Origin of the sequence: Gemmatimonas phototrophica, assembly GCF_000695095.2 — a bacterium.
Classification (GTDB): domain Bacteria; phylum Gemmatimonadota; class Gemmatimonadetes; order Gemmatimonadales; family Gemmatimonadaceae; genus Gemmatimonas; species Gemmatimonas phototrophica.
In genome coordinates this window covers 3,411,276-3,427,816 of sequence record NZ_CP011454.1, presented here as the reverse complement: position 1 = coordinate 3,427,816, position 16,541 = coordinate 3,411,276, and the positions used below count along the sequence as shown (strand labels likewise).

Genomic DNA, 16,541 nt, shown 5'->3' with positions numbered 1-16,541 from the left:
TGCCCTCCACCGAGCGAACGGCCCGTGCCCTATAGCTGTTGCGAAGGGTTGTAGCCCTTGATGCCATGGTACAGGGCCTGAATACGGGCCATACCAACGGCGGGATCATCCTCGTCGGCGGTGACCGTAGGGCCAAGTCTCACGAGCTTGTGCTCCCAGTCCAGCGCCACGCAGCAGATGGGGATGTCGGCACCCTTGGCCACATGCCAGAAGCCACTGCGCCAATCGCTGACTTTCTTGCGGGTGCCTTCGGGGGCGAGAGCCAGTGCAAACCGCTCACTGCGGCGCGCCAGCTCCACGGTGCGCTCCACGGCATTGTTCTTGTTGGTCCGCACAACCGGGATACCCCCGTTCGCGCGCATGAACCAGCCGAGGGGCGGCTTGAAGAGGGAGTCCTTACCCCACCAATGGGCATCAAACCCCAGCGCCCATTTGGCTGCGAGGCCAATGGGGAAGTCCCAGTTTGACGTATGCGGGGCCACGATAGCCACAAACTTGGGGATGTTCGGCATCTGCCCGGAAAAGTCCCATCCGGCACGGCGGAGGATCCACCATCCGAGGGCGCGCAGCCAGGGACGATGGGATTGGGGAGCTTCGGGACCGAGCTGCCAACTGGCGACGGATTGCGACATGGCGTTCATTTGAACTCATGACCCATTTGCTCCGCAAGGGACGGACGCCTCACGGTGCCCGCCATCGTATGCTGCGCCGGTCGCGGTATTCTGTTCGAGCCTTCATGTGTGCCGCCCTCGCCCTCGTGGCTGGTCGCGAGGCGTTGGCGCAAACGTCAGGGCGCCCGGAGGCGCCGCTGGTGCTGCGGCTGCCGGCCAGCGCCCGGTACGCCGCCATGGCCAACGCCGGGGTGTCCGGCAATGATGGCGATGTGATTTTCTACAACCCGGGGATGCTGGCGCAGGCGCGCGGGGTGGCGGTGTCGGTCCAGCGATACGGCGCGCAGGCCACGACGGGGGCGTTCGGCAGTGTGCAGGCGCTCGGGTCGTTTTCCATTGGGATAGGGGCGCAAACGCTCAACTACGGTGCGCCGGGCTATAACGATCTGGACGCCGCGGTACGTGCCGGGGCTACACGCCTCTCCGATGGCGGACCGGTGTCCGCGTCCAGCAGCGCGTTTACCGTTGGGGTGGCGCACACCATCAAGGGGCTGCGGCTCGGCGCGAGCGTGAAGTATGCCGAAGAGCGCCTCGCCGACGTGCGTGACGGTTCGCTGGCCGTTGATGTGGGGATCAACAAAGCCATGGGCCCCGCCACCTTGAGCGCGAGCATCCAGAATCTCGGAGCATCGCCAGCCCTGGGGGGCGTGAACGGCGCCCTGCCCACGCGAGTGACCGTGGGGTATGGCGGCGGGCTCTTTCCCATCTGGGAGCATTGGGACATTGGTATGCAGACCCAACTCAGCGTGGAGCGCGACGGCTTCGTTCGTCCGGCGGGTGGGGTGGAGCTGGGCTACGTGCCGGTGGAAGGGGTGGCGATCGTGCTGCGCCAGGGACTGCGCTTGCCCCGCGAGCGCGACGAGTCGCTGGTCACCGCGGGGGTGGGGGTGAACGTCGATCGGTTCTCGCTGGACTACGCCATGGAGCCCATGCGCGGCGGCCGACCGGTGGCGCACAGGGTTGGCGTGCGCATTCGCTGATACTTCGGTCGTGCCGCGCGGAAGCGCACGGCTGCCCCGAACAGACTCGCTGAGGGGGCCGTGTTGCGGCCTCGCGATCGCATGCGCCGATCGCATACGCCGATTACACACACACACTGGCCGAACACCGCGCCGTACCCATGGCCGCGAAAAAACCGCCCCGCATCGTGGACGATGCGGGGCGGTTTACGCGTTCAGACCCACAACCGATCAGCCGCAGTTCGGGCGACCGCGCGGCAGTGCCATGGTGCAGTTCTTGGTGCTGCCATCGACCGTGATGGCGACCTTGGCGGTGGCCGATCCATCGTACGTCACTTCTTCGCGACGCTCACGCACCGAAGGCGTGCTGCCAGCCACCGTCGTGGTGACCTTCATGCGGCGAATGACTTTGCCCGCTGTGGGGAAGGTCTGGGCCGTGGTGGACACGGGGATCACCAGCCCGGTGGTCGTGTCGAAGGAGACGCGGGCCGCGGTGAAGGCCTGTCCGTCGCGGTTGGTGCCGGTGGTGCTTTCGCTCCCGGCGGACGTGCCGTTGACGGTACGCTGCGTGCTGGCCGCCGCGAGCCCGGTGACGGTGCGGTCGCTCGAGTTGCTGACGGTCGCCGTGACGCTCGCGCCATCGCGACCACGTGTGGTGGTGCCGCTCACCGTGGTGCGCGTACGCACCGAGTTCGTGGTAATGGTGTCGAGCTTCGTCTGCGCCGCGCCACCCGCATCCTTGATCGTGTAGATCGTCGTGGCGGTCAGTCCATTATGGGTACGGGTGCAGGTCACATCACCCGCTGCCACCGTACAGCTGGAATCAATGCGAATGGCGAACGGCCCGCGATGCGCGCCGCGGCCAATGCCACCACTGCCCATGAATTCCGGCCCCATGCCACCGCCCATCAGCCCCAACATCCCCGGTCCGCCGGGGCCACGGCCGCGACGCGGGCCGCCCCAGGCGCCGTTGCTATCGGCGGCGAAGGTACTCGAGGTCACATCCATGCCCGCCGGCGCACTGTCGAACGCCGTGTCGAACTGCATGGTGTCGTTGGGGCCACCGAAGTTGTCCAGCGTGCACGCAGTCGCGCTGAGCAGCGCGGTTGCCGTGGCCAGCGTGCGGAAGAATGGGCGTGACATATGTGGAGGTTCCTGTTTGCGGCCAAACGGGGCCGGCGACCGTCGCCGGGGAATCGTCTGGGCGTTCATCCTCTGCAACACGTGTTCGGCGCGTAACCCTATGTGCTGTCGGTGCGGCGCAAGAACGGCGACAATTTCTCACGTAACTGTCGCAATGCCCGGCTCATATTGGCTTCCACGGCTTTGACCGTGATGCCCAGCTGTTCGGCAATCTCGCTGTACTTGAGATTCCGCTCGCGGCTCATGAGAAACACTTCGCGGGTACGCGGCGGCAGTTCGGCAATCGCTTCGCGAATGGCGACGTCGAGTTCATTGGCCTGCGCATCGGCATCCGCCTGTTCGGTCGGTTCACTCAGCGCTTCTACAAAGACTTGCGACTTTTTTTGCACCTGCAGGTGTCGCAGATGATTGAGCGCACGGTTCCGCGCCGCCTGCATGAGGTAGCCCGGCACACTGCTCCCCTCGGGCAATTGCTCACGGCGGCGCCACAATTCGAGAAACACATCCTGCGCCAGTTCCTCGGCCACCTGCGGCTCGTGCAGAATGCGGTTGGCCGACCGAACCACCGGTTCGTACCACTGCCGGAAGATCGTCTCAAATGCTGCGTGATCGCCCTGACGGAGCCGTATCAGCAGGTCGGAGTCGGTCACGGTGAATGCGGGAAGGAAGTGGGCGTGCCGGTGCGGCGGTTGCTGGTATCTTACACCCGTACCCGCGGTTTCCGATGCTATTTTCCCTCCTGCCTGCCATCCCGGCTCCGGGACGTAGGGTATCGTTTGGCCCCCGTGTTTCTCTGGCATGTCCGACCGTTCCGACGAAATCCGTCCTGACTCCGACCTGGCGCCTTTGGCCATGGACGACGACCACTGGGAAGCCCTCGCCCGTTATGTCGCGGGGGAGAGCCCGGCGTTGGAGGCCACCGCCATGCGTGCCTGGTTGGAGGCCCATCCGGAAGACGCCGCCCTGGCGGCAGTCGTTAAGGCCCGATCGGAACGGGTGGTGCAGCAGGCCGATATTTCCGTGAACACCGAGGCGGCGCTGGCCCGCGTGCGGGCCCGGATTGATGCCGAGGCCCAGAACGACGCCCCCCCCATGCTGCGGGTGGAGCGGGGCGGAGCGGCGGCATCGTCGGGGGCACGACCGGCTGCCGCGGTGGCCGCACCACGCCGGTCGTGGCGCGTGGTGGGGTTCGCCATGGCGGCGGGCCTCGCGGCCATCGCAGCGGTGGGGCAGTGGCGCGCCGGAAGTGTGTCCGGTGCCGGCGTGGCGCAGGAGTACCGCACTCAGGTAGGTCAGCGCGATTCCGTGCGGCTGCCCGACGGCAGTACCGTGGTGCTCGCGCCCGGCAGTGTCCTGACGCTGGCCGCCGACTACGGCACCAGGACTCGCGAGGTCACGCTTGAGGGTGCGGCATACTTTGATGTGCAGCACGATGAAGGGCACCCGTTTACCGTCCACACGGCCAGTGCCGACATTCGCGACATCGGCACCGCGTTCTCCGTGAAGACGGCGGCTGATGGGGAAGTGGCGGTAGATGTAACGCATGGCATCGTGGCGTTGAGTGCCCGCGCGAACGCTGCCGCGCCGGTGGAATTGCGGGCGGGTGATCGAGGCGTCCTCGCGCAGCAGGCCGTCACGGTACGGCGTGGCACCGTGACCGCCGATGATGTGGCATGGACGCGGGGGGTGCTCTCCTACCGCGACGCATCCCTCGCCGAAGTGCGTGCCGACCTGCAGCGGTGGTATGGGCTCGAATTGCGTATCGCAGACAGTGTCCTCGCCCGTCGTACGCTGACGGCGTCCTTCCGGGGTGATTCCGCCACGCAGGTGGTGCGGGTGATCGCGCTCGCTCTTGGCGCTGACGTGGTTCAGCAGGGCGATACGGTGCTGCTTCAGCCGCAAGGACTCAGCCCCACGCCGATCCCCTGATCGAGGCGCACCGGCGCATGCCTCCATTGCACGACTCGCAGCGCCGGTGGCGACTGGCGGGCGTAGCGGCCTTGCAGTTGGCAGGGGCGCTGCTGCCCGCTTCGGCGTTCGGCGCATCCCCCCGGCATGACACGGGGTCGCTTCGTGAGCCGCCGTGCACCGTGTCGGTGCCGTCGGCCGATCGGGCGTCGCTCTGGGCCCCGCCACTTGATCGCACCGTTACGCTGCGCATCTCCGATCTCTCGGTCCGTGACGCGGTGGATCGCCTGGCGGCCGTGGCGAAGCTTGAAGTGTCGTATAGTGCGGACCTGTTGCCCACCGATCGCCGCGTCTGTCTCGCGTTGGAGCGCGTGCCGGTGGGCGCCGTGCTGGACTTGCTGCTTGAGGGCAGCCCGTTGCGCCCGATTGTCCTGGGGAGCACCCAAGTGGTGCTGGCGCCATCACGTGTTTCGGCGTCCCATGCACCAGACGGGGGAATATCGCGTCGCGCCAGTCAATTGGACCGGGTGGTGGTGACGGGATCACCCGACGGTGCGGCACAGCGTGGATCGCCCTACGCGCTCGACGTGCTGGATGGAGCACTGCTTGCCCAGCACGGCGTGAATACGCTGGGGGAGGCGCTGGAGTTATCAGTGCCTGGTGTGTGGACCTGGACCGCCACGGCGGGCTCGGTCACGGCGCGTTACGGGAGTATTCGCGGTGCGAGTTCATTTGGGGCGAGCGCGCCCAAGATCTACCTTGACGGTATCGAGGTGGCAAACCCGCTGCTGGTCACCCAGCTCGATCCCGCGCGCGTGGCCCGGGTCGAAGTCATACGCGGGCCGCAGGGGGCGGCGTTATACGGCGCCGACGCAATTAGCGGAGTGGTGAACATTCTGACGCGTCATGATGGCGCGCCAGAGGGGCGACGCCAGCTGCAGATGTCCACCAGCGCCGGCGTTTCCAATACCTCCTACGCCGCCCGCGACCCGTTCGTGCAGGAGCATTCGCTGTCGTTCCGCCGTGGGTCTGCGGCCCGGAACCTCGGACTCGGCGTGAATGTGGGTACAGTGGGCGCCTATGTACCGGGGGCCTCGGAACGTCGCCTGCTGGTCGATGCCGATGGGCGCTTCTCGCGACAGCATTCGATTTTTACCGGCATGGCGCGCCTGTCGCTGCAGCGCGCGAACGCCGGCTCGTCACTGATGCTTGGCAATGATGGATTGGCGGGTTTTTCAACTGGCCGGGCGCTGACAAGGCTCCCCTTGGCGGGGAGCGTGAACGATGTACGTACCACGCTCGCAGCCGCCGTGGGCGACAGTACCCGTGGGCGCTTGCCTGGTGATTCACTGCCACGGGTGGTTACGGCCGATAGTGCCAGCGGACAGGATGTCGCGCAGTATACGATTGGCGGCAGCATTGCCGTGATGCCCAGTCTGCTGTGGACCCATACCGTCATTGCCGGTGTGGATGGGTACCGGATGCGTGGATTGTCGGCGTTTGCCTTGGCGGGTCCGCAAACGTTGTCCAACGCCGCGCTGGCGGGGAACGGTGAGGGGGCGGCCGATCGGGCCTCGTTGCGCCTGCGTACGGTGGGGCGGTTTGACGTGGCCCCTGCCACGCTGCTCACGTTGACCTTTGCGGCGGAACAGGCGTTCACGAACGAAGTGGTGCGTAGTGAGTTGGGATACGCGGCTGCTCCCCCAGGAGGTGGGGCCGGTCCCGGTGCGGTGGTGGGTCAGTTGCTGACGCGACCCGCCAACCGCGTTCCGTCGCAGCGCACGCTGTATGACAACAGTGGACTTTCGGCGCAGGCGCAGATCGCCTGGCGCGACCGGTGGTTTGCGTCGGCGGGGGTGCGCGGCGAACGGACCGATGGTGCCACACCCACGGCGCAGCAATCGTTGCTGCCCATGGTGGGGGCGGCCTATGTCCGGGATGTGGGCAACACGGTGGTCAAGCTGCGCGGCGCCTTTGGTACGGGCATTCGTCCGGCGCGTGCGCTGGTCCGGTCGTCTTCCTGGCTCGGACAGGGGCAACTGGCCGCGCTCTCGGCACTTGAACCGGAAAAACAAAGCGGTACCGAAGTCGGGGTGGATCTGCTCATGGGCGCACGCAGCGCCCTGCATCTCACCCGCTTCGATCAGCGTGCGTCGGGGCTCATACAGCCCGTGTCGTCGCTGGTGACGGCGGTGGGAGCGAACGGGCGGATCAGTCGTGCCATGACGTACACGTTGCAGAACGTGGGGGCCATCGACAACCGTGGCTGGGAGCTTGAGGCGACGACACGTGTGCAGCGACTGTCGGTCGCCGGCACCCTGGCACTGGTGGAGAGTCGTGTGGCGCAATTGGCCGCTGGCTATCGCGGCGAGATGCGGGTGGGTGATCGCATGCTCGATGTTCCGTCCAGCACCGTGAGTCTCTCCGGGGCCTACAGCGCGGGGCGCTGGACCTTGACTGGCAGTGCGATTCGGGCGACCGACTGGATAGGGTACGACCGCGCCGCGATTGGCGCCGCGCTCTCGGCGAATGAACTGTCGCCACGCGAGTTTGAGGGCGCCAACCTGCGCCGCTACTGGCTCCGCTATCCCGGCGTCACGCGCCTGCGTGGCGGCGTGACGCTCCGGGTGCGCAGTGATCTGTCGATGCTGCTGGGCGGCGATAATCTGCTCAACGTGCAGACCGGCGCCCCCGACAATGCCACCGTCATTGCGGGGCGCACGCTCACGCTCGGACTGCGCACCACATTTTGAGCACGCAGGTGCGGGCCCAGTGCATCGGCGGCACCGTTAACGGCTGATCCCGATGTCGTCGAGCGTGATGGCACCGACTTTCTTGCGGTCGAAGACCAGACGAATCGTGCGCAGCGAGGCGGGATCAAAGCCAGAACCGGTGGCGGTAAACGCCGCCAAAGGCGCGACGAAGGTGTGCATCACGGGTTCCGCCAACATGGGGAACTGGCGTTTGTCGCGGCCCTTGCGTCGGTAGATGTAACTCTCGATGGGCATGCGTACCGGGCCAAAGGTGCTCAATGGCAGGCGTGCTATGCGGCCACTCCCATCTTCGAGTTCCACGGTCAGATCGGGCGCCACGGTATCCTTGGATGGCGTCTTGGGCTTCGGGACATCCGGCCGCTTGGCGGCCGATTGTTTTGTGCTGTCGCGCGCCGTGCTATCACGCTTGGTCGTATCCCGAGGCAGTTTGCGCGCACCGGGCTTCTGGTCGGTACTTCCGATCGTGAGCATGAGTGTGCTGGTGCCGGAAATCTGCCAGGCGCGCCGCAGCGAATCCGGCACACTCACAGACACGCGCGCCGGCCACCGCACCGCCGTGGTATCCTTTCCGAGTGCCGTGTTGTTCCAGCCAATCGTGGCCAGGTTGCTGCGGAACGTTGAGGCGCGCGCACGCGCCGGCGAGTCGTTTTCCTTCCAGACGCTCACCGAGTCGGCCTGAATGCGGACCCCCGGCGCCGTGCCGGTGGTCACGTCCACATCTTCTTCAAAGGTGGCCAACCACTGTGTTCGGGCATCCGCGTAGCGCGTGATGTACATCTCCGGTGGCAGCCAGTCGCCAGCCGCGCGATGATCGCGGAAGATTGCCTGGTACTCGGTGCGACCATTGAGGGCGGCCTCGAGAAAACCGCCAATCACAACGCGGCCAAACCGGCGCTGCTCTTCGCCCTCCACGAGGGCCTTGAGCTGCAACGCCCGCACGGAATACGTGCCGTTGTCCTTGTTGTTCCACACGGTGTTCCACTGCCCGTGGTTGGCGCGGTGCATCCAAATGGCGCTCTTGAACTCTGGCCCGGCGCGCGTAAAGCGGAACCGATTGTACTGCGTGAGTCCCATGAAGCTTGACACGTCGCCATCGTGCGAGCCGTGGATGACGAGATAGTTGTAGTCACTGACCGGCGTGGGCTGTTCGGCCGGCTTGTACTGTCCGTCTACCGGCGCAATGGCAACGAGCGCCTTGATGTCAAAATTGAAATTGAAGCGAACGGTGGCGTCATCGGGATAATGCGACAGGCGGTTGAAGGCGCCGGCAATGGCCACGGCTTCGCCGCCGCGCGAATGCCCCATGAGCGCAATGCGCTTCATGTCGATCCGGCCAAAGAGCGGTTTGCCCGCACTGTCGTTCAGGGCCCGGAACACTTCCAGGTGCTTGAGCAGCATCCAGCCGCGCGCATCGTTTTCGCCGCGGAGATTCCCGTTGAGGAAGTTTTCGTCAATGGACGCCAGGATGAACCCGCGCGACGCCAGCAGTTCGCCGAGCCACTGGTAGCCCGGATCGGAGAACTCCCGCATGTTGTGATTGCCGTGCACGACGAGCACGAGGGGGAATGGGCCATCCCCTTCGGGATACCAGACGCGTGCATTGAGGGGAAAGGCGGTATTGTCGAAGCCCCAATACTTCTTGCGGGCTTTGGCGTTGGCGGGCTCGGTGCGCGCGAACGCCGACGCATCCACCGTCCCGGTCCGATAGGTGACGGAGTCGCGGTATTCCGGCCGGCGCGTGTCCTTGCCGCTGCCATAGTACAGCCGCCGGACGGCGAGCGGCCCGGGAAGGCCGGGGTTCGGCGCCGTCACCGTGCGGTTGGCGAGCACACGGCCGGCGTCGCTGGGGGCAATGGTGAGGGGTTGCACGCAGCCACTGAACGTGGCCAGCGCGACGACCGCGAGGACGCCGGAGGCGACGGTGGAGGCGACGGCGCGGGACACGGAGGTCTCGCGAAAGTGCAGGGAGCTTCGCATCTGGTCAGGATACGTGGGGACGCGGTTTGGCGCGATACGGCTCATCGACGAACTCACGTTTTTACGGGGAGTGGTTTATACTCTTCGCGGCAGTGTTTCGAAGCCATCCGGAAACTGGTAAGTTATTGTCTTATATCGTGTTAATGGAAAACTAATGTGGCGCGCCTAGCGACTTTGGTCGTAGCCCTAAAGACTTAGCGAGCTCAGGCATACAACCAATCGCGCCTAACCCTCCTGCCAGTGCTTCTGATGACCGACGCCGACGCGTGTGTTTCCGTCAAGCGGACACGGGGTGAATCGGATTTGTCTTCCCCGCTCATTCTGCTCATTGATCCAGACCCGGTGCGTCGTGCGGCGCGGGCTACCGAGCTGCGAGGCTGCTGGGCGCGTGTCGCCGAACTCCCTGATGCCTCGCGGGTGGCAAATGCGCTGCGGGCTGCCCATGTCGATGTCGTGGTCGTCTGCGCCGACGATCCGACTGTCTGTCAACAGCTGGTCCACGAAACCCGTGCTCAGATCACTGCCGCAGAAGAATCGGTCCCCCTGATCGCCTGGCAGGTAGACGCCACCGGTCCGTGTGCCAGCCGCGCCATCATGCTCCACATCGGGGCCGACAGTGTGCTTGAGGCCCCATCCTCAACCACCGATTTACTGGCCAACGCGTTCGCCCTCCGGCGGCTTATGCGAGACGTGCATTTGAGGGGGTAAATCGTACGCTCCCGAAACGAGCGGACACAAAGCTGTTGTCAAAACCCGTGCCTGTCTACCTGAGATACTTGGTGAGCTAGATCACGCTAAGCTCCTCCAAATTAAGGAGTTTCAATAATTAAATATTCATCATATTCACGGAAGTGCTCTGGCGTTTGGGAGGATTTGTCCACACCGTATACACGGTTCATCCCCCCAACCCAACCGCACCATGAATCCGTTGAAAGCCGCCGACGAAGGCGTCTTGCGGAGCGCAGTCTCACCGACTGATCGCACCTCGCCCGCTCTCCCCACCCCGCTCGACGAGTTCGATTGGATTCGCGGTGGGACGTACTCGCCGGACACTACGGCGCACCGTCGGGTCCTCGATAACACCGCGGGGTACGCGGTCGTGCTGGTTGATGCCGATTCGGCGCGTCGCACGCAGCGTCGACAATTGCTCACCGAGGGGGGAGCCGCTCGCGTCATTACCGCCAGCGATGCGTTGGATGTGGCGGATGCTCTGCGTCTCATGGATCCCGATGCGATCATCGTGAGCGCGTCAGATACCGTATTGGGAGGGAAGCTCATCCGCGCGGTGCGTGCGCAGTTTGATGCGCATCATGCGCCGGTCCCGGTCATTGCCTGGCAGTCGCGACTCGTGCTGCAAGGCACGCCGTCGGAGCTCAATGATGCGGGCGCCGATGCGGTCGTTGATGATACGGCCGGGGCCGATCAGGTACTCTCGAGCGTCCGCGCCCTACGCCGGCTCATTACATCGGCTACGCGCCGCACCGTGAGCGAGCTGGCGCCTTCAACGACGCTGCTCGACACGCTGCCCATGGCGATTGCGCTCATCGACCGTGACGGGCGCGTGCGGGAGGCGAATCAGGCGTTGCAGACCCTCTGGCAGGAGATGACCGGACAGCGGGTGTCGCCCGTCGGGTCGGATCTCGCGCAGCTGATGGTCCCCTCCGATCGCACGCCGCAGGCGGAATCGGTCACGCCATTGTTCAGTGCCCCTGCGGGCACCGTGGTTGAATTGGAATGCACCATGGGCGTCACGCCGGTGCGCGGGATTCCAGTCAAGGTGCGCTTGGTGCGTCTCGAAGATTCGGCGCAGGGGCCGGTCGTGGCGGCGCAATTCAGCGATCGTCGCGACCAGCGACGGGCGGAGCAGGCGCTCAATGCCGGTCGGTGGCGGGCACTTGATCGCCAGCAAACGCTCGACCTGTCGAGCCGTCTTCGTGGGCTGCTGTCGGCGGTGTCGCAGTCCATGTCGCCGCTGGCTGGCGTGCGCCCCGGGAGCGACCTGGTGCTGAGCTCCACCCACGCGGCCATGCTGCGCGGCACGCTCGCGCAAAGCGAAACGCTGCTGGATGCGCTGCAGGCCATTGCATCGGAGCAGGAGCACCCGGCATCGCTGGTGGATATTCGCGCGTTGGTGGACACGCATCTTGAGCTGTTCCGGCAAATGCTCCCCGAGCATGTGCAATTGACCTGGGACGGCGGTGCGCGAGACGTGCTGGTGCGGGGAAGCGAGTCGCAGTTGCAGCAGGTGCTGACGGCGTTGGTGATGAACGCATGGGATGCGCAGCGCAGCGGGGGCGTCATTCAGGTGTCGGTCCAGCACACCGACGACACGATTATCGTGGCGGTGGAAGACAACGGTCCGGGCGTGCCGGAAGAGCGCCATGACTGGATCTTCCAGCCCATGGCCACCACCCGATCGGCCGAAGGGGCGAGTGGACTGGGGCTCGTGACCGCGCGCCGTGCCGTGGAGATTCACGGCGGGCAACTCCGGATCGACAAGTACCGGCAGTTGGGCGCCCGGTTCGAAATTGTCCTGCCGCGGTACCGGACCCGCGCGAAGGTGGCGAAGCCGGAAGTGCCAGCCGTACCGCCGCGCCGGGTCGTCGCCGGCCTGTAAGGCATACCCGGCCGTTCGTCCGGATCGCCCCGCGAGATGCTTCGGCTCTCGCGGGGCGTGTGCTTTGGGCGCATGTTATGCCCTCATGGACCGCCGCCTGTTCGTCGCCGCGCTCGCCGGAACAACCGCTCTTCCGGCTTTTGCCTCACCCCGCTTCGCGCCCGGGGCCATCCGCCGACTGCTCGACGCGGCGGACGTTGCCAAAAGCCGTGGGACGCGCCTGCTGGATCCGGATGCGCCGTTGTGGCGCGGCAGTGCCGCCGAGGATCTCGCCTTCGCCAGTGACGAGGATTTCTGGGAGCCGGTCCAGCGCGCGTTTGATCTCGATCGCACCTGGATCAATCTCAACAACGGCGGCTGCTCCCCGGCGCCGTCGCATGTCATGGCGCAGCTTGAACGCGATCTCCGCTTCTCGAACGAACTGCCCGTCATTCACATGTGGCAGACACTCGAGCCCCGCATTGAGGTGGTGCGCCGGGAAATGGCGCGTGAGTTCGGTTGCGACACGGAAGAAATGGCGCTCACGCGCAACGCGTCAGAAGCCCTGCTCACCCTCATCCACGGCCTTGACCTCAAGGCGGGGGATGAAGTGCTGCTGAGTAACCAGAACTACGGCCGCATGATCAATGGCTGGAAGCAGCGGGCCCGGCGACAGGGCATTGTCGTGAAGGAGATTTCGTTCCCGGTACCGTGCACCACGCCGCAGCAGATTGTCGATGCCTTTGCGGCCGGGATTACCGAGCGTACCCGGGTCATCGAGATCACGCACATCACCAACCTCACCGGACAGATCCTCCCGGTGAAGGCCATTGTGGAAATGGCGCGGGCCAAGAATATCGAGGTGTTTGTGGATGGCGCGCACGCCTTCGCGCAATTCCCCTTCACGCGCGACGATCTGGGGTGTGACTACTACGGGACGAGTTTGCATAAATGGTTGTTGGCGCCGATTGGTACCGGCTTCCTCTACGTGCGCCGCAACAAGATCCCGAACATCTGGCCCTTGTACGCGGAGAACGACGGGCAGACAAACGACATCCGGAAATACGAGGAGGTCGGTACGCATCCGGCGGCCAACCACAACGCCGTGTCCGTGTCCTTGGCGTTTCACCGGGCGCTCGGCCCGGGGCGCAAGTCGGCACGCCTGATTTACCTGCGCGACCGGTGGGCGAAGCGACTGCTGGCTGAAGGGCAGGGGCGCGTGAAGGTGCTCACGCCGCTCGACAGCCCATGGGGGGGCGGCTTGGGGTTCTTCAACGTGGACGGGTTGGAGCCGACCAAGCTGGGCGAATGGCTCCTGAGCAAGCACCGGGTGGTCCAGACGCCCATTGTGCATGCCGAGTTCAAGGGGATCCGTGTCACTCCCAACGTGTATACCACGTTGGAGGAGATCGACCGTTTTGCGGAACTCGTTCTCACGGCCATTCACAAGGGTATTGCATGATCCGTGCAGGAGCAGTGGTGTTGGGCACCCTGGGTACCCTGGGCGCACTGGTGAGCGCGCCAGGGGTGATGTTGGCCCAGACGTTTGAAGGCATCATCACCATGCGTCTCAACGCCACTGGACGAGGAGCGGCGACGCAGGGGCAGGCGGCCATGCCGCAGCAGATGGAGTACCAGGTTCGTGGCGGGAAAGTGCGGGTGACCCTGGGCGGCGGTATGGCGGGCGGCATGGCCATGCTGGCGGTACCGCAGGAGCAGAAGCTCTATATGCTCATGGTGGCACAGCAATCGTACATGGAGATGCCCATGGTGCCGCCACAGGCGGCCGCCGCGGCATCGACCGACGACGTCAAGGTGACCCGCACCGGGCGCAAGGAAGTCGTGGCCGGTCTCACCTGCGAGCACGTGCTGCTGACACCGGCCAAGGGTGAGGGGACCGATATGTGCCTCACCACGGCCCTCGGTCGGTACATGGATCCGATGCAGGGGATGCGGCGCGGCCCGGCTCCCGCGTGGCAGAAGCAGATTGCGGATGGCTTCCCTCTCAAGGTGTCGCTCCCCGACGGGAGTGTGGCCATGGAGGTCATCAAGGTGGAGAAGAAACGCCTGGCCAACGATCTGTTTTCGGTGCCGGCGAATTACACCAAGATCGCCGCCCCTGGCGGACGTCCCCCGGGCTGATCGCGCTGCGGTCTCCCTGTGACACTTCGACACGGCGGATCCGGGGTGAAACCTCTGGTCCGCTTTGTCGTTAGGGGATACAACCCCGCTACGGAACGGACGCTCGTTCCGGCGGCATCGTCTGAATTACCGGAGGTCCCATGATCGCGCTCCTGCTCTCATTCGCTATCGCGAGCCTTGTCGCCATCGTGCTGCACGGCACGACGCGCAAGTTTGTCCGCAATCGTCTGCGTTACGTGGACGCCGTGCAGAAGTCGCTGGCCCCGTGGCTCGCAGGCGGCGCCGCTTTCCTGGTGGGTAGCGCGGCTGTCGGCGTGCTCCCCATTGTGGGGCTTGGCACCGCCCTCACCGCCGCGTTGGCGGTCGGTTCAGGTGTGGCCGCCGGGGCTCGGGATATCCGGCAGGGCACCTCGCCCATCGTGTACGGGCCGTAAGCCCGTGCGCGGGGCCGGTCGGCGTATGTAGTTTTGGCGAATGTCTGCTCCCCTGCCTTCTGAAATGACCCCGCAGTCCTCGGCCACGCCGTGGGTTGCGCCCTTTGCCGTGTTCATGCTGTGGCTGGCCGTCGGTCCGTCACTGGGACTGCCGCAGCCGTGGGAATCCATCGTGCGGGTGGGCGTACTGCTTGCCGTACTGCTCACCATTTCGCGCGATGTGGTCTTCTCGCTGCGGGTGCGACACTGGATCCCCAGTACGCTGCTGGGGCTGGTCGTGTGCGGCATGTGGGTGCTGCCCGACCAGCTGTTTGAAGGCTACCGCTCACACTGGCTCTTCCAGAACAGCGTCACGGGGGAGATCACCACGTCCATTCCGGAAGGGGAGCTGAGCAATCCGCTGGTGCTGTCGCTGCGGGTGCTTCGGGCGGCCCTGCTGGTGCCCATTCTCGAGGAATTGTTCTGGCGCGGATTTTTGCCGCGCTGGATCGTGGACAACAACTGGGAGCGGGTGCCCATGGGCACGTACAACACGCTCGCATTTGTCGGTACGGCGCTGCTCTTTGCCAGCGAACACGGCCCCTACTGGGAAGTGGGGCTGCTGTGTGGAGTGATCTACAACTGGTACATGTGGAAGACGAAGTCGCTGGGTGATCTGGTGCTGGTGCACGCGGTCACCAATGCGGCGTTGTCGGCGTTTGTGTTGGTCACCAAACAGTACGCGTACTGGATGTAGCGCTGGTGCTGCCGGTTATGGCAGGGGCCCCCGCAACACGGCGGCTTCACGAACCAGCAGCGCCTGTGGTCCCCCAAAGTCGAAGAGCAGGCTGTCACCTTCGCCGTGCGTCATCCGTACGGACATGGAGTGTGGCGCGGCGGGGTTATCGGTGTGCAGCAGATCCCCGTCCACGCGGTAGACCAGTTCGATGATGCGATCGGTGCCGCCCACATCCACGTGGTAGCGCAGCACCCCAGCGGGGAGAAATTCCATTCTCACGCCGGGAGCAAAATCCAGCGGTTCATCGGCGCGCATCAGGCGCCATGTGCCCAGCAACCAGTCGGTCGACATGGGTGAACGATAATGCGATTCGGGAAGCAGGTGCACCACGTCGGGCTGGCGATACTCTTCGCCATAAGCCTCTGGCCTGCGCGCACCGCGGAGGCACAGTCCACGTTGCATGCTCCGTGGGACAGCCTGCTCAAGGCGCATGTCCGCCAGGGGCTGGTGGACTACGACGCATTGGAACGGGCGCCAGCGTTTACGCGCTATCTGGCCTCACTCGACACCGTGACGGTGGAGGCGCTGGATGAAAACGGGCGACTGGCTTTCTGGATCAACGCCTACAACGCCTACACCGTCCAGCTCATTCTCACGCACCACGAGCGCCAGTCCATTCGGAACATCAATCGGTCGCTGGGGCTGTTGCAGCTCAAGGGGCCGTGGAATGAGCGCCTGGTGAGAGCGGGCGGGAAGGTGTACACCCTTGACGAGGTGTTTCATCGGGTGTTGCGCAAGCAGTTTCGCGAACCTCGCATGCATTTCGCCGTGGTGCCGGCGTCCAAGGGGGCGCCACCGTTGCGCAGTGAGGCGTACACGGGCGCCCGGCTGGAAGAGCAGCTGGAAGATCAGACGCGGCGACTATTGTCGGACACCATGTGGACGTGGTACCGCCGTGGGGTGCTGGGGGTGAACCAGGTCATGGTGGCGTACGAACGCGACTTTGCCTCCTCGCGACAGGAGTTGGTACAGTTTGTCGCGCCGTACGTGACCCTGCGTGCCCAGGAAGAACAGAAGAAACGGCTCACGGAGGGGAATCCGCCCGTGTTTGTTCAGGGGCGATCGTATGATTGGTCGCTGAACGTCCAGGCGCCCGCGCGGCCGGCCGGCGCTTCCGTCACCCCACCCGCCGCGTTACCTCGGCCACGGTGAACGCCAT

The 16,541-nt window shown here is 65.1% G+C and carries 15 protein-coding genes; 10 read left to right on the top strand and 5 right to left on the bottom strand.

Going from position 1 to position 16,541, the window contains the following annotated elements:
• Positions 1 to 29: 29 nt before the first annotated feature.
• Entirely contained in the window at positions 30 to 632 is a 603-nt protein-coding gene (locus GEMMAAP_RS14525) for a lysophospholipid acyltransferase family protein (protein WP_082821581.1), read from the bottom strand.
• A 17-nt stretch (positions 633 to 649) separates the two neighbouring features.
• On the opposite strand from GEMMAAP_RS14525, the gene GEMMAAP_RS14520 reads away from it, so the two are divergent.
• Positions 650 to 1,651 carry a PorV/PorQ family protein gene (locus GEMMAAP_RS14520; RefSeq protein ID WP_026848614.1) on the top strand — a complete coding sequence of 334 codons (1,002 nt, stop codon included), beginning with the start codon at positions 650 to 652 and terminating at the stop codon, positions 1,649 to 1,651.
• 210 nt (positions 1,652 to 1,861) lie between these two features.
• Here the strand turns inward: GEMMAAP_RS14520 and GEMMAAP_RS20625 are convergent, their stop codons facing one another.
• Together GEMMAAP_RS20625 and GEMMAAP_RS14510 are read right to left on the bottom strand one after the other, a co-directional pair.
• On the bottom strand, positions 1,862 to 2,773 hold the full coding sequence (locus GEMMAAP_RS20625; RefSeq protein WP_026848615.1) for a hypothetical protein: 912 nt from the start codon (positions 2,771 to 2,773) through the stop codon (positions 1,862 to 1,864).
• Positions 2,774 to 2,871: 98 nt separating this feature from the next.
• Positions 2,872 to 3,423, bottom strand: coding sequence for an RNA polymerase sigma-70 factor (locus tag GEMMAAP_RS14510; RefSeq protein ID WP_053333707.1), 552 nt, complete (start codon positions 3,421 to 3,423; stop codon positions 2,872 to 2,874).
• Positions 3,424 to 3,571: 148 nt separating this feature from the next.
• Between GEMMAAP_RS14510 and GEMMAAP_RS14505 the strand changes: the two genes are divergently transcribed.
• Together GEMMAAP_RS14505 and GEMMAAP_RS14500 are read left to right on the top strand one after the other, a co-directional pair.
• Positions 3,572 to 4,702 carry a FecR family protein gene (locus tag GEMMAAP_RS14505; RefSeq protein ID WP_053333708.1) on the top strand — a complete coding sequence of 377 codons (1,131 nt, stop codon included), beginning with the start codon at positions 3,572 to 3,574 and terminating at the stop codon, positions 4,700 to 4,702.
• A gap of 17 nt (positions 4,703 to 4,719) precedes the next feature.
• Positions 4,720 to 7,434, top strand: a complete 2,715-nt coding sequence (locus tag GEMMAAP_RS14500; RefSeq protein ID WP_043579452.1) for a TonB-dependent receptor — start codon at positions 4,720 to 4,722, stop codon at positions 7,432 to 7,434.
• A gap of 36 nt (positions 7,435 to 7,470) precedes the next feature.
• Here GEMMAAP_RS14500 and GEMMAAP_RS14495 read toward each other — a convergent pair whose 3' ends face one another.
• On the bottom strand, positions 7,471 to 9,432 hold the full coding sequence (locus GEMMAAP_RS14495; RefSeq protein ID WP_026848617.1) for an alpha/beta hydrolase family protein: 1,962 nt from the start codon (positions 9,430 to 9,432) through the stop codon (positions 7,471 to 7,473).
• A gap of 249 nt (positions 9,433 to 9,681) precedes the next feature.
• Between GEMMAAP_RS14495 and GEMMAAP_RS14490 the strand changes: the two genes are divergently transcribed.
• From GEMMAAP_RS14490 to GEMMAAP_RS14465, 6 genes are all read left to right on the top strand, one after another.
• Positions 9,682 to 10,140 carry a hypothetical protein gene (locus tag GEMMAAP_RS14490; protein WP_026848618.1) on the top strand — a complete coding sequence of 153 codons (459 nt, stop codon included), beginning with the start codon at positions 9,682 to 9,684 and terminating at the stop codon, positions 10,138 to 10,140.
• 211 nt (positions 10,141 to 10,351) lie between these two features.
• Positions 10,352 to 12,049 carry a sensor histidine kinase gene (locus GEMMAAP_RS14485; RefSeq protein ID WP_026848619.1) on the top strand — a complete coding sequence of 566 codons (1,698 nt, stop codon included), beginning with the start codon at positions 10,352 to 10,354 and terminating at the stop codon, positions 12,047 to 12,049.
• Between the two features lie 85 nt (positions 12,050 to 12,134).
• Positions 12,135 to 13,490 carry an aminotransferase class V-fold PLP-dependent enzyme gene (locus GEMMAAP_RS14480; protein ID WP_053333709.1) on the top strand — a complete coding sequence of 452 codons (1,356 nt, stop codon included), beginning with the start codon at positions 12,135 to 12,137 and terminating at the stop codon, positions 13,488 to 13,490.
• The gene (locus GEMMAAP_RS14475) at positions 13,487 to 14,170 is read left to right on the top strand and encodes a DUF4412 domain-containing protein (RefSeq protein ID WP_026848621.1); all 684 of its coding nucleotides are present in this window, start codon (positions 13,487 to 13,489) and stop codon (positions 14,168 to 14,170) included. Before GEMMAAP_RS14480 ends, GEMMAAP_RS14475 begins: the two co-directional genes overlap by 4 nt.
• A gap of 140 nt (positions 14,171 to 14,310) precedes the next feature.
• The gene (locus GEMMAAP_RS14470; protein ID WP_026848622.1) at positions 14,311 to 14,604 is read left to right on the top strand and encodes a hypothetical protein; all 294 of its coding nucleotides are present in this window, start codon (positions 14,311 to 14,313) and stop codon (positions 14,602 to 14,604) included.
• Positions 14,605 to 14,644: 40 nt separating this feature from the next.
• Entirely contained in the window at positions 14,645 to 15,340 is a 696-nt protein-coding gene (locus GEMMAAP_RS14465) for a CAAX prenyl protease-related protein (RefSeq protein ID WP_082821353.1), read from the top strand.
• Between the two features lie 15 nt (positions 15,341 to 15,355).
• On the opposite strand, the gene GEMMAAP_RS14460 is transcribed toward GEMMAAP_RS14465, so the two are convergent.
• Positions 15,356 to 15,673 (bottom strand): hypothetical protein, encoded by a 318-nt coding sequence (locus GEMMAAP_RS14460; RefSeq protein WP_026848623.1) that lies wholly within the window; start codon positions 15,671 to 15,673, stop codon positions 15,356 to 15,358.
• A gap of 12 nt (positions 15,674 to 15,685) precedes the next feature.
• Here GEMMAAP_RS14460 and GEMMAAP_RS14455 point away from each other — a divergent pair, with 12 nt between their 5' ends.
• Entirely contained in the window at positions 15,686 to 16,534 is an 849-nt protein-coding gene (locus tag GEMMAAP_RS14455) for a DUF547 domain-containing protein (protein ID WP_053333711.1), read from the top strand.
• Positions 16,535 to 16,541 lie beyond the last annotated feature (7 nt).